Annotated in this window: 7 protein-coding genes, 1 tRNA gene and 2 pseudogenes; 6 read left to right on the top strand and 4 right to left on the bottom strand. The window is 73.2% G+C overall.

What is annotated here, in order from left to right; all coding sequences use genetic code 11:
• Positions 1 to 40 precede the first annotated feature (40 nt).
• The 3 genes from D9753_RS20885 to D9753_RS20875 all read right to left on the bottom strand — a co-directional run bounded on the left by D9753_RS20885 (position 41) and on the right by D9753_RS20875 (position 5,340).
• Positions 41 to 928, bottom strand: a complete 888-nt coding sequence (locus tag D9753_RS20885; RefSeq protein WP_121788370.1) for a cellulose-binding protein — start codon at positions 926 to 928, stop codon at positions 41 to 43.
• A gap of 214 nt (positions 929 to 1,142) precedes the next feature.
• Positions 1,143 to 4,289 carry an SUKH-4 family immunity protein gene (locus D9753_RS20880; RefSeq protein WP_121788369.1) on the bottom strand — a complete coding sequence of 1,049 codons (3,147 nt, stop codon included), beginning with the start codon at positions 4,287 to 4,289 and terminating at the stop codon, positions 1,143 to 1,145.
• Positions 4,290 to 4,299: 10 nt separating this feature from the next.
• Positions 4,300 to 5,340: an SMI1/KNR4 family protein gene (locus D9753_RS20875; protein ID WP_121788368.1), complete on the bottom strand. Its 1,041-nt coding sequence runs from the start codon at positions 5,338 to 5,340 to the stop codon at positions 4,300 to 4,302.
• 287 nt (positions 5,341 to 5,627) lie between these two features.
• Between D9753_RS20875 and D9753_RS20870 the strand changes: the two genes are divergently transcribed.
• Complete coding sequence (locus D9753_RS20870; RefSeq protein ID WP_121788367.1) at positions 5,628 to 6,143, top strand: YwqJ-related putative deaminase; 516 nt, start codon at positions 5,628 to 5,630, stop codon at positions 6,141 to 6,143.
• A 188-nt stretch (positions 6,144 to 6,331) separates the two neighbouring features.
• Complete coding sequence (locus D9753_RS20865) at positions 6,332 to 6,865, top strand: SUKH-3 domain-containing protein (RefSeq protein WP_121788366.1); 534 nt, start codon at positions 6,332 to 6,334, stop codon at positions 6,863 to 6,865.
• A 61-nt stretch (positions 6,866 to 6,926) separates the two neighbouring features.
• Here D9753_RS20865 and D9753_RS20860 read toward each other — a convergent pair.
• Positions 6,927 to 8,241: pseudogene (locus D9753_RS20860) on the bottom strand (sensor histidine kinase).
• A gap of 166 nt (positions 8,242 to 8,407) precedes the next feature.
• Here D9753_RS20860 and D9753_RS20855 point away from each other — a divergent pair.
• The 4 genes and pseudogenes from D9753_RS20855 to D9753_RS20840 all read left to right on the top strand — a co-directional run bounded on the left by D9753_RS20855 (position 8,408) and on the right by D9753_RS20840 (position 12,064).
• Positions 8,408 to 9,266: pseudogene (locus tag D9753_RS20855) on the top strand (hypothetical protein).
• 28 nt (positions 9,267 to 9,294) lie between these two features.
• Positions 9,295 to 9,369 (top strand) — tRNA-Gln (locus tag D9753_RS20850).
• Positions 9,370 to 9,481: 112 nt separating this feature from the next.
• Complete coding sequence (gene glmU, locus D9753_RS20845; RefSeq protein WP_121788365.1) at positions 9,482 to 10,930, top strand: bifunctional UDP-N-acetylglucosamine diphosphorylase/glucosamine-1-phosphate N-acetyltransferase GlmU; 1,449 nt, start codon at positions 9,482 to 9,484, stop codon at positions 10,928 to 10,930.
• 153 nt (positions 10,931 to 11,083) lie between these two features.
• Positions 11,084 to 12,064 (top strand): ribose-phosphate diphosphokinase, encoded by a 981-nt coding sequence (locus tag D9753_RS20840; RefSeq protein ID WP_121788364.1) that lies wholly within the window; start codon positions 11,084 to 11,086, stop codon positions 12,062 to 12,064.
• Positions 12,065 to 12,142 lie beyond the last annotated feature (78 nt).

The raw sequence follows: 12,142 nt of genomic DNA, 5'->3' as shown, positions 1-12,142 counted from the left end.
CGGCCGCCGCTCCGGGACCCCGCGGTGACCGCACCGGCCGCTACTCCATGGCCACCCTCCCGGTCAGCGAGATGAGGCTGTCGCGTACGGAGTCCATGTGCGCCTGGACGTCGTCCCAGGTCTCACTGTGCTCACGCAGCACCCGCTCGGTCTCCCGGGCGATGCGCTCCCCGCGCACGCGCGCGTCGGCGACGGTCTCGGCGGCACGCGCGTGTGCCTCCTCCTCTCGGCGGCGCGCGGACTCCTGGGCCTCCGCCAGAGCCCGCTCGGCCGCGGACAGCTCCGCCTCGGCCCGGCTCACCCGTTCGGCGTGCCCGGCGTCCAGCGCGGCCACCCGTTCGGCCTCCTCACGTTCGGCCTCGGCCCAGCGTTCGGCCTGCTCCCGGGCGTGCTCGGCGAGCATCGCGGTGATGCGCTGCCGCGTCTCGCGCAACGCCGCGAGCGCCTGCCCGCGCCCTTCCTTCACCTCGCACCGGGCGCCGACCCGGTGGCCGTCGGCCTCGGCACGCGCGGCGAGGAGGCACTCGCCGGCGCGTTCGTCGGCCTCCGCGCGGACCGCGTCCGCGGCCTCCCGCGCCTCCCGGCGCACCTCCTCGGCCCGCTCCTCGGCCCGCGCGACCTCCTGCCCGGTCTCGCACCGCGTGCGTTCCCGCAGGTCGGCACATGTCTCCAGTGCGAGCTGGAACAGGCGCCGCGCGGGCTCCCCGAGCGTCTCGTACGTCTGCGGCGCGAGCTGCGCGACGGTCTCCCGCAGCCGTACGGCCTCCTCCTCCATCTCCCGGGCGAGCACCGTCAGCCGGGCGGCACGCTCCCAGGCGGCGTCGCGGTCCTCGGAGAGCGCCTCCAGGTACGCGTGGACCTGGTCGGGGCGGTAGCCGCGCCCCCGGACGGTCACGAAGCCGTGCGGCGGCATCGCTGCGCTGCTCATCCTGGAACCCCTCTCCACCGGACATACACGACGGGATGATTTCGCGCACATCTTGATGGATGGGACGTAAGTGTTCATAACGCGACACTCCGCAGTCACGTCACGGTCGGTGTCCCCGCACGCCTCACCGACGGGTGCCCCAGGTGCCCGCAAACGCCTCGTGCCCTTCACGCGCGCGTGAAGGGCACGAGGGCTCACACCCGGCCGGTGTCCGCTACAGCAGTCCGTCCCACATCTGCTCCAGCAGCACCGACCACCAGCTCTCCGGCGACCCGAGCGCCGCCGGGTCCAGCGCGGCCAGTTGCGCCTGGAAATCGACGGTCCAGCGGCCCGCCTGCTCCTGGTTCAGCCCGTACCGCAGCCGCCACATCCGGCCCAGCAGGGCCAGGCAGCGGACGAACTCCGGCAGCCCGGAGTTCACGAACTGCGGCGGCACCGGCGCCCCGCCCGGCCCCGCCTCCACCGGAACGGCCACGATGTTCGCCGTCCCGTACTGCACACAGACCGCCTTGCCGAAGTCGGTGCCCATGACGAGGTACGAGCCCGCGTCCGCGGCCGGCTGCACCCTCCGCTCCGCCGCCAGCTCCGCCAGCGTCGGCACCGGACGGCCCGGCTGCGCCTGCGCCCAGAAGAACGGGCCCATGTCCAGCGGCAGCCCCGCCACCACCAGCGTGTGCGCCACGACCGGCGGCACACCCTGCCGGGAGACCGCCTGCTGCTCGAACCGGAAGACCCCCGGCCCGAACGCCGCGGCCAGCTCCTGCGCGACGCCCTCCGGCGGGACGGGCGGCACGGCCTGCACCGGCGGCAACGGCGCCCGCACCGGCGCCGGCCGCGCGGGACCGTCCGCCACCTGGTGCAACTCGCCCTGGTGCGCCAGCAACTGCCGCATGCCCTGCTGCCGGCTCGCGTGATCGGTGCCGTACGGCGCGATGCTCGCGATCCGCGCCTGCGGCCACTGCTCCCGGATCATCCGCGCACAGTAGGCACCCGGCAGCTCGCACGACTCAAGCTCCGTGTGCAGCTCCAGCACCTGGTCCGGCGGTACGTTCATCACCCGCAGCTCATGGAAGATCTGCCACTCCGGGTGCGGCGTACCCGGCGCCGAACGCCGGATCAGCTGCTGCTCCGAACCGTCCTGCGCGCGGTAGCGCAGCACCGCCTGATAACCGGGGCCGACCGTCGGCTGCCCCAGTTGCGGATACCCGTACGCCCCGGCCTGCCCGGGGAACGGCCCACCGGGCGGTGGCATCGCACCAGGCGGCGGCATCGCACCAGGCGGCATCGGCGGGGCTCCCGGTGCGCCCGGGGACATGCCGGGTGCGCCCGGCGCACCGAGCGCGCCGGGGGCGGGCGGCGGGGGCATGCCCGGGCCGGACGGCGGAGGCGCGGACAGCACGGTCTCGGCATGGTGCACGGCACCGTGCATCCCGGGAGCGCCCGGAGGCTGGGGCGGGCCGGGGTGGTGGGGCATACCCGGGCCACCCGGGCCCCCCGGAGCGCCGGGCGGGTACGGCATGCCCGGGGAGCCCCCCGCAACCGGCGCGCCCGGGGCGCCCGGAGGCTGGGGTGTGCCGGTCCCGCCCATCGGGCCGGGACCGGCCAGCATCGTGGCCGCCTGGTGGACGCCGCCCGCAGGCGTACCGCCCGGAGCGCCCGGGGGTGCGACAGGCGGACGGGGGGCGCCCGGAGCGTTCGGCGCGCCCGGCGCCCGCGTCCCGTCCACGCTCCCCGGACCGGCCGGCGCGCCCGTGCCACCCCGGCCCTCGGACCCGGCAAGCCCCTCAGGCCCCGCCGGCCCCTCGGGTCCGAGCGCCGAGACAAGCTGCGTCGGCACGTATCCGCCCTCGGACGCGCCCGGCGCGGGCGGCGTCGCCGCGTTCCCCGGGCGCGCGCCCGGCAGACCGGGGACACCCGGGGGCGGCGGAGGTGCTCCCGCTCCACCGCGGGCCTTCTTCGGCGGCGGCGCCGCCTTGCTCGTCGCGGCGTCCGCGATGTCCCCGGCGTTCGGCGCGAGCCGCCGTCCCGGGACGCCCGGCCCGGCCGGCGCCAGCGGGTAGCCGTACCCCGGGGCATCCTGCGGACCGGCGCCCTGCGGATAGCCGGACGACGGCCCGACCGGCGGCAAAGGCGGCGGCGTGCTGCTCTGCGGGGCGCCCGGCGCGCCCGGCATCGTGGGAGGCGGGGGCGGAGTCCCCGGGACCGTCTGCGCCTGCGGGGTGCCGTACACCGGCGCGCCCGACGGGGGCGGGGGCGTGCCGCCCTGCCCGGCACCCGGCGCGGCGCCGGCGGCGGACGCGTCTCCCGGCACGCCCGGCGGAACGTCCTGCGCGCCCGGCGCGAACGACGCGTCGAGCGCCGGTGCGATCGCCGTCGGCGGCAACTGGCTACCGCCCGACATCAGCGCCGTCGGCGCGTCCGGCGCGGCCATCGGCGGGCGCGGCGGGGCGCCCTGGTCGCTGAGCGGCGGCGCGAACACCGTCGCGGGCAGCGGCACGGAACGGTCGTCCTCACCGCCGTTGGTGTCGGTACCGGCCCAGGGGGTGGCTCCCGGAGGCACGTCCACCGGGCCGGGCGCCCCGGCACCGCTCCGCTCCCCCGCGGACGCCCCCATCGGCAGCCCGGCCTGCGTCTGCGCCGGCGCGCCTCCGCCCAGGGAGGCCGCGGCGCCGGAGGACGCCACGCCCGGCACCGCGTCAGCGACCGCGGCAGCAGAGGCCGAACTCGCAACCGGACCCGGGCCCGCAGCCGCAGCGCCAGCCGCAACCGGACCCACGGCCGCACCGGCAGCGCCAGCCGGACCCGGTCCCGGACCCGCAGCGCCAGCCGGACCCCCAGCCCCAGCCCCAGCCCCAGCCGGATCAAAGCCCGGCCCGGAAGCCGACCCCGGCCCCCCGGACGGCCCCGAACCCCCGGCGACACCCGAACCCTCGGACGATTCCGGCCCCGTTGCCGGCCCCGAGCCGGCCTCGTCCCGGCGCTCTCCCACTCCCAGCCTGTCCGCCGCCTCCTGCAACCACTCCGGCGGAGTCAGCAGGAACGACGTCTGGTTCAGGTCCACCCGGGCGGCAGCCACCGGTGCCGCGTCCTCGGGCCCGTCGGGGCGGCCGTACTCCTCCTCGTACCGGCGGATCACCTCACCCACCGGCAGGGCGGGCCACAGCGTCGCCTCCCCGCTGTCCCGGGCGATGACCAGTCGCTGGCCGCCCGCGTCGGACCGCGGACCCTCCGCCCGGTCCTCACCCCACACCACGAAACCCAGCTCGAACTCCCGCACCCGCACCTCACGGTGCTGGTACGCCGGCACGTCGCCGTTGACCCACTCCTCGGCGCGCTCCTGCGCCTGCGCGTACGTCACCATCGTCGTCAGCTCACTCCCCCGCCGGACCCGGCGACGCCGAGCCGGAGGACACCGGGACGGCACGTACGAAACCGCCGTCGACCATCAGATCCGCCACCGTCTCCAACTCCGGCGGATGGCCGGCCAGCCGGGACAGGAAGGCGTCGAAGTCGTCCCCGCACGGCAGCAGCAGGCGCTCCACCCGCTCCGCCGGCGACCACGACGGGTCCACGTCCCGCACATCGTCGTACGCGCAGAACCACACCGAACCGGCCCGCTCACCCTTCACCTTCACCGCGAGCAGGCCGCCCTGCACGAAGACGACACCGAGGTAGTCCTTCGTCAGATGGTCCCGCAGGCACTTGTTCACGTACGCCAGGTCGTTGACCGCGGCCTCGTCCCGCACCGTGAAGAACGGCTGGTCCAGCAGCAGCCCCAGCTCGGCGTCCAGCGCCGCGCCGACGGGCGCGCAACCGCCCGCCGCCTTCAGGAACGAGCGGTACGCGCCGGGGAGCCGGTAGCCCAGATCCTCCTCCAGCCCCTGCACCTGCGTCTCCGGCACCGCCACACCCGACTTCGGCAGACGGAAGTGCGCCGGCCGCGCCTCCTGCAACGGCCGCGTCCCCCGCTTGGTGTGGTCCACCGGCGCCGTCGCCACCCCGCCGTGGTGCCGCAGCAACGCCTTCACCTCGACCGGGATCAGCTCCAGCCGCCGCGTTCCCGCCACGTGATGCCACGTCCAGCCGTGCGGCGTCGCCACATCCGGCACCGTGTCCCACAACGTGTGGCCCTGCGCCGCCAGCGCGGCGTTCGCCGACACGTAGTCCGTCAGCCGCAGCTCGTCCACGCCGAACCCCTCCGGGGGCTCGGCGATCTCCACCGCCACGCGCGCGTACGGCGAGAAATCCGGGTGACCGTGCTCGTCGACCCGTACCCCTCTCGGGTGACGCGCCGCCCGCACCGGGTCCGGGAAGTGCACGACCTGCCCGGCGTAGGCCGCGTTCGGCGGCGCGACTCGTCCCCCGGCCTGGCGGCTGGGCGGTGCCCCCAGCCCGAGCCGACCTGTCGTCATGGCGGTTGCCCCCTGCGGCGTTGTCTGTGGCGCCTGAACGGCGGTGTCGATCGCGGACGGCGACAGCCTATGCGGTACGCCCACCACGGTCACCGGCCCACCGCGTCCCCGCCACCACCCCCGCTCCCCGCGCGCCGCACCCCCTCGCCCGCCTCCGTGACCAGCCGTCAACCCACCGTCACCACCCACCCTCGCACGGGCGTGTCGCGCCGCCCCAGCTTCCCCACCAGCCACGGCATTTGGCACCCTGTGTCCGTCAGGGGGACGCCCCGGGAGGGAAAACGACCATGAACGCGTTGCAGACCGGAGGTGCCGACGTGCGGGCCGGCGACCCCCGCATCGGCTGGAGCGGCACCGGCACACCCCCCGCCCCCACCCTCCGGCACCGCCGCGACGGCATCATGCCCACCATCGCCGCCGCCCTCTCCGTCCGCGGCGCCATCCTCACCTGCACCGCCACCCGCAGCGACCAGCCGCCCGCCCTGCACCCCCTGGTCCAGGACTTCCTCGACACCCTCACCAGCGCCCAACGCGACCGCTTCACCGGACGCTGCGCCGAGACCATACTCATCTCACGGCACCTCACCACCGCCGACGCCGCCCGCAGCAAACGCGCCGCCCGCAGACCCATGACCAACGGCGAGGCCCGCAAAGCGCTCCGAAACGCCAAGCTCACCGCCCGCCGCATACGCGAGGACGGCGACCCCCTCCACGGCAGCTTCGCCGCCCCCTGCCGCGCCTGCACCGCCCTCAGCGCCCACTTCGGCGTCCGCATCGTCGACCCCACCCCGACCGACGGCTGACCACACCCGTGACCACACCCGCCGGGCCCGACCGACGGCGACCGCCCCCGTCCACCACGACAGGACCACTGGCAGGAACCACTGACGGAGACGACTGACAGAAACCGCCGACACAACCCGCCGACACAACCCGCCGACGGAACCCGCCGCACCGGCACGACCCCGCGAGCACGACGAACGAAGGGCAGATGCACCCCGACCGCGCCTCCACCCCCCAGCCCCCGGCCCCCCGCACCCCGGCAGGGTCCTCCACACGCTTCTCCGTGCCCGTCGACGCCGCCCTGCGCGCCGCCGGCTGGCACCCCGGACGCTGGGACATAAAACAGGCCGAGATCTGGGCCGACACCCTGCGCGAACACACCTCACCCGCAGGCCACCGGCACACCATCTTCCCCGCCGCCGTCGAGGCCTGGGCCGAGTTCGGCGGACTCGACATCACCCCCACCGGCCCCGGCCGCCAGATCGCCCCCGCCACCCTCCGCCTCGACCCCCTGCACGGCCGCCACCTCGCCCGCACCCTCGGCGACCTCGGCCGCGCCCTCGGCACCGAGCTGTGCCCGCTCGGCGAGGAGACCGACACCGCCGCCGTCCTCGCCATCGACACCGAAGGCCGCGTCTACACCGTCGACCACACCGGCGACTGGTATCTCGGCCCCGACATCGACCACGCCCTGACCACCCTCATCACCGGCATCCCACCCGTACGCCTCACCGCCGGCTGAGCGACGGCCGAGCACCCGCCCCACACCACCGGGACCACGGCCACCACCCGCCCGCCCCGCCCTACACCGCCGGAATCACCGCCGACACCCGGAACCCGCCCGCATCCGTCGGCCCCGACACGAACACCCCGCCCAGCGCCGCGACCCGCTCCCGCATCCCCACCAGCCCGTTCCCGCCCGACGGCAGCCCCGCCGACGCCGACGCGGGCTCCGGCGGCGGCTCGTTCTCCACCTGCATCGCGATCTCCGACACCCGGTGCGCCAGCCGCACATACGTCTTCGCACCCGCCGCATGCTTGTGGACGTTCGTCAACGCCTCCTGCACCACCCGGTACGCCGTCTGCTCGACCTCCGCCGCATACGACCGCACCTCCCCCTGCACCGACAGCTCCACCACCATCCCCGCGGCAGCCGACTGCCCCACCAGCTCCTCCAGCTCCGACAGCCAGGGACCCTCCAACCGCCCCCTCCGCCTCGGCCACCCGCGAAGCCGCCGCCGCGGCAGCCTCCCCGACCGCCGCCAACGACGACGCCGAAGCAGCCCGCCGGCCCACACCCTCCCCCGCCCGCAACACCCCGAGCATCTCCCGCAACTCGGTCAACGCCTGCCGCCCCATGTCCCCCACCAGCGCGGCATTCCGCACAGCCTTCTCCGGCTCCTTCCGCGCCACCGCCTGAAGCGCCGCCGCGTGCACCACCATCAGACTCACCCGGTGCGCGACCACGTCGTGCATCTCACGCGCGATCCGCGTCCGCTCCTCGTTACGCGCCCACTCGGCCCGCTCCTCCGCCCGCTCCGCGAGGAGCTGCAACTCCCGCTCCAGCGAGTCCGCCCGCTCCCGCAGACTCTCCATCAGCCGCCGCCGCGCCCCCACGTACAGCCCCAGCAGCAGCGGCGGCGCCGTCAGACCCAGCGCCGTCGTCACCGCCGCGAACGGCAGGAACCAGTCACCGAGCGTCAGATCCCCCCGCGCCATGTCCTGCCGCACCCGCACGAACGTCACCACCGCCGTCCCCAGCAGCGACATCCCCGCCAACGCGGCGAGGACCCGCCGCGGCAGCTCACACGTGGCGAGCGTGTACAGGCCCACCACCCCCAGCAGAAAGCCCATCTGCGCCGGCGTGATCGCGATCGCCACCAGCACCACCGCGATCGGCCACTTCCGCCGCAGCAACAGCACCGACCCGGCGATCACCCCGAACACGATCCCCACCCACACCGGGACACCCGAGTCCCGGGCGAACGGGATCCCCTCCGCACCGCACTCCACGGCGGACACCAGCGCGACACTCCCGTCGAGCACCGCGCTGCGCCACCTGGCCCACCACCAGGGGCCGGTCAGAGCCCTGGCATGGTCTTCCCCCGTCGTGGTCATGCACCCAGCCTACGGGCGGGAGGTGCGGCTTTTCCGGTGAGTTTCCCCTACCTCCACACGCCACACTCCGTAACCGAACGGCCTCGAAACCCACCGCTATCCCCCGAACTGGTGAACCGCCGCCGTCCACCCCCGGAACCCGACATTCCACCCGGACGGTATGCGTATGACACACGCACCCGGCACACCCCCCGACTTCGAGTCCCTGCGCCGACGCGCGGTCGCCCTGCGACGGGCGGGTCACAGCCTCCGCCAGATCCGGGACGAGCTGAAGGTCTTCAACAACGACACCCTCAACCAGCTGGTGAAGGGGGAGCCGCCGCAGGAATGGACGAAGCGCCCGAACGCGAAGGACGGCCTGCGGGAGAGGGCGCGGGAGCTACGACGCGAAGGCTGGACCTACGACCGGATCCAGGCGGAGCTGGGGTGTTCGCGGAGTTCGGTCTCCCTGTGGGTACGGGACCTGCCGAAGCCGGAGCCGCGCTACACCCCCGAGGAACAGCGGGCCCTGATGAACGAGGGCCTCGCGGCCGTGCGGGCGGCGCAGGACCGCGAACGCGCCGCGACCAAACGGCGGCCGCGGCGGAGGTCGGCGAACTCTCCGACCGCGAGCTGTTCCTGATCGGTGTCGGCCTCTACTGGGCCGAGGGCGGCAAGGACAAGCCCTACGACCGCCGGGAGTGCGTCGTCTCCGTCAACAGCGACCCCGGCATGATCAGGGTGTTCCTCGCTCGGCTGCGCCTCGTCGGCGTGGAGCGCGACCGCATCCGCTACACGGTGACGATCCATGAGAACGCCGACGTGGCGGGCGCCGAGCGGTACTGGGCGGACCTCGTCGACGCCGACATCCGCGCCTTCAACAAGACCACCCTCAAGAAGCACAACCCCAGGACGGTCCGCAGGAACACCGGTGTGACGACTACCGCGGCTGTCTCGTGATCAAAGTCCTGAAGGGTGCCGACTTGTACCGTCGCATCGAGGGCTGGTGGTGCGGCATAGTAGGTGCCGCGGCCTCCACGGACTAGCCAAATGTCCGTTAAGGGGCTTACACACTCCCCTGTGGTGTAATCGGCAACACGGGTCACTTTGGATGATTTGTTCCAGGTTCGAGTCCTGGCAGGGGAGCCACACACGACCGGGCCCTGACCTCACCGTCAGGGCCCGCACTCATTTCCCCCCCAACCCGCCCCGGTATCCTGCGGCTGTCACCCCCACCCATCCAGAGCCGAAGGGCAACCCCGTGAGCGCCATCCGCCCGGCCGCCGTCGTCGTTCTCGCCGCGGGTGAGGGCACCCGTATGAAGTCGGCCACACCCAAGGTCCTCCACCAGCTCTGCGGCCGCTCCCTGGTCGGACATGTGCTGGCCGCCGCGCGCGAGTTGGACCCGCAGAACCTGGTCGTCGTGGTGGGGCACGCCCGTGAGCAGGTCACCGCGCACCTGACGGAGATCGACCCGGACGTGCGCACGGCCGTGCAGGCGCAGCAGAACGGCACCGGACACGCCGTACGGATGGGCCTGGAGGAGCTGGGCGGGACCGTGGACGGCACCGTCGTGGTGGTGTGCGGGGACACCCCGCTGCTCACCGGGGACACGCTGACGCGTCTCGCCGAGACGCACCGGGCGGACGGCAACGCGGTGACCGTGCTGACGGCCGAGGTGCCGGACGCGACCGGGTACGGCCGGATCGTGCGGGACGGGGCGACGGGGGCCGTCACCGCGATCGTGGAGCACAAGGACGCGACCGGGGAGCAGCGGGCGATCCGGGAGATCAACAGCGGGGTGTTCGCATTCGACGGGCCGTTGCTGGCGGACGCGCTGAAGAAGGTGCGGACGGACAACAGTCAGGGTGAGGAGTACCTCACGGACGTGCTGGGGATCCTGCGGGAGGCCGGGCACCGGGTCGGGGCGTCGGTGGCCGGTGATCACCGGGAGATCGCCGGGATCAACAACAGGGTGCAGTTGGCTCAGGCGCGCCGGATCCTGAACGACCGGTTGTTGACGCGGGCGATGCTGGACGGGGTGACGGTGGTGGATCCGGCGACCACCTGGGTGGATGTGACGGTGTCGTTCGAGCGGGACGTCGTCGTGCATCCGGGGACGCAGTTGTCCGGGTCGACGCATCTGGGTGAGGGGTGCGAGGTCGGGCCGAACAGCCGGCTGAGGGACACGCTCGTGGGTGCGGGGGCGCGCCTGGACAACTCGGTGGCGGAGGGGGCGCGGATCGGTGCGCGGGCGGTCGTCGGGCCGTACGCGTATCTGCGTCCGGGGACGCGGCTGGGTGCGAAGGGCAAGATCGGGACGTACGTGGAGACGAAGAACGCGTCGATCGGTGAGGGGACGAAGGTTCCGCATCTGTCGTACGTGGGGGATGCGACGATCGGTGAGTACACGAACATCGGGGCGGCGAGTGTGTTCGTGAACTACGACGGTCAGGACAAGCACCACACGACGGTCGGGTCGCACTGCCGGACGGGTTCGGACAACATGTTTGTGGCTCCTGTCACGGTCGGGGACGGTGCCTACACCGCTGCCGGGTCGGTGATCACGAAGGATGTGCCGCCGGGTTCGCTGGCCGTGGCCCGTGGCCAGCAGCGGAATATCGAGGGTTGGGTGGCGCGGAAGCGTCCGGGGAGTGCGGCGGCGAAGGCGGCGGAGGCGGCGTCGCGGCAGGGTGAGCGCGAGGACTGAGCGCGAACGGGTGGGCCGAACACGGCGTACCGTGATAAGTGCACATCCGCACGCGTGCACCCGCACCCCTATCCGCTGATACGGCCTCTCACGCCCAGCCGAGAGGTCGCCGAGCAGCCGGTTGGCTGAGACAACCTCTGAGGAGACAGTGCTGTGACCGGGTTCAAGACGACCGGCGAGAAGAAGTTGATGTTCTTCTCCGGCCGCGCCCACCCCGAGCTTGCCGAGGAGGTCGCCCAGCAGCTAGGTGTCGGGGTCGTCCCGACGAAGGCCTTCGACTTCGCGAACGGTGAGATCTACGTCCGTTACCAGGAGTCGGCTCGTGGTGCGGACTGCTTCCTGATCCAGAGCCACACGGCTCCGATCAACAAGTGGATCATGGAGCAACTGATCATGATCGACGCGCTGAAGCGTGCGTCGGCTCGTTCCATCACGGTGATCGTGCCGTTCTACGGTTACGCCCGGCAGGACAAGAAGCACCGGGGCCGTGAACCGATCTCGGCGCGGCTGATCGCCGACTTGATGAAGACGGCGGGTGCGGACCGGATCCTGACGGTGGATCTGCACACGGACCAGATCCAGGGCTTCTTCGACGGTCCGGTGGATCATCTGTTCGCGTTGCCGCTGCTGGCGGACTACGTGGGCCGCAAGGTGGACCGGAGCAAGCTGACGGTGGTCTCGCCGGACGCCGGCCGGGTGCGGGTGGCGGACCGGTGGTGCGACCGGCTCGGTGCGCCGCTGGCGATCGTGCACAAGCGGCGTGACAAGGACGTGGCGAACCAGGTGACCGTCCACGAGGTCGTGGGTGAGGTCGAGGGCCGGGTGTGTGTCCTGGTCGACGACATGATCGACACGGGTGGGACGATCTGTGCGGCAGCGGACGCGCTGTTCGCGCACGGTGCGGAGGACGTCATCGTGACGGCGACGCACGGTGTGCTGTCGGGTCCGGCGGCGGACCGGCTGAAGAACTCGCGGGTGAGCGAGTTCGTGTTCACGGACACGCTGCCGACGCCTGGTGAGCTGGCGGTGGATCTGGACAAGATCACGGTGCTGTCGATCGCCACGACGATCGCGAGCGCGGTGCGTGAGGTCTTCGAGGACGGCTCGGTGACCAGCCTCTTCGACGAGCAGTGAGGTTTCTGCACCGTCGTCGCCGGCGTTAGCCGTTGATCCTTTTGGGTGCGGCCTCCCTTTCCGAGTAAACTGCACGAG

The sequence above is a fragment of the Streptomyces dangxiongensis genome, from assembly GCF_003675325.1.
Lineage (GTDB): Bacteria > Actinomycetota > Actinomycetes > Streptomycetales > Streptomycetaceae > Streptomyces > Streptomyces dangxiongensis.
The sequence above is the reverse complement of the archived record's forward strand: the minus strand, read 5'-3'. Positions and strand labels throughout refer to the sequence as shown.

Coding starts and splice junctions, on each gene's coding strand:
- D9753_RS20885 (WP_121788370.1), bottom strand. CDS start 928: ATGAGCAGCGCAGCGATGCCGCCGCACGGCTTCGTGACCGTCCGGGGG.
- D9753_RS20880 (WP_121788369.1), bottom strand. CDS start 4,289: ATGGTGACGTACGCGCAGGCGCAGGAGCGCGCCGAGGAGTGGGTCAAC.
- D9753_RS20875 (WP_121788368.1), bottom strand. CDS start 5,340: ATGACGACAGGTCGGCTCGGGCTGGGGGCACCGCCCAGCCGCCAGGCC.
- D9753_RS20870 (WP_121788367.1), top strand. CDS start 5,628: ATGAACGCGTTGCAGACCGGAGGTGCCGACGTGCGGGCCGGCGACCCC.
- D9753_RS20865 (WP_121788366.1), top strand. CDS start 6,332: ATGCACCCCGACCGCGCCTCCACCCCCCAGCCCCCGGCCCCCCGCACC.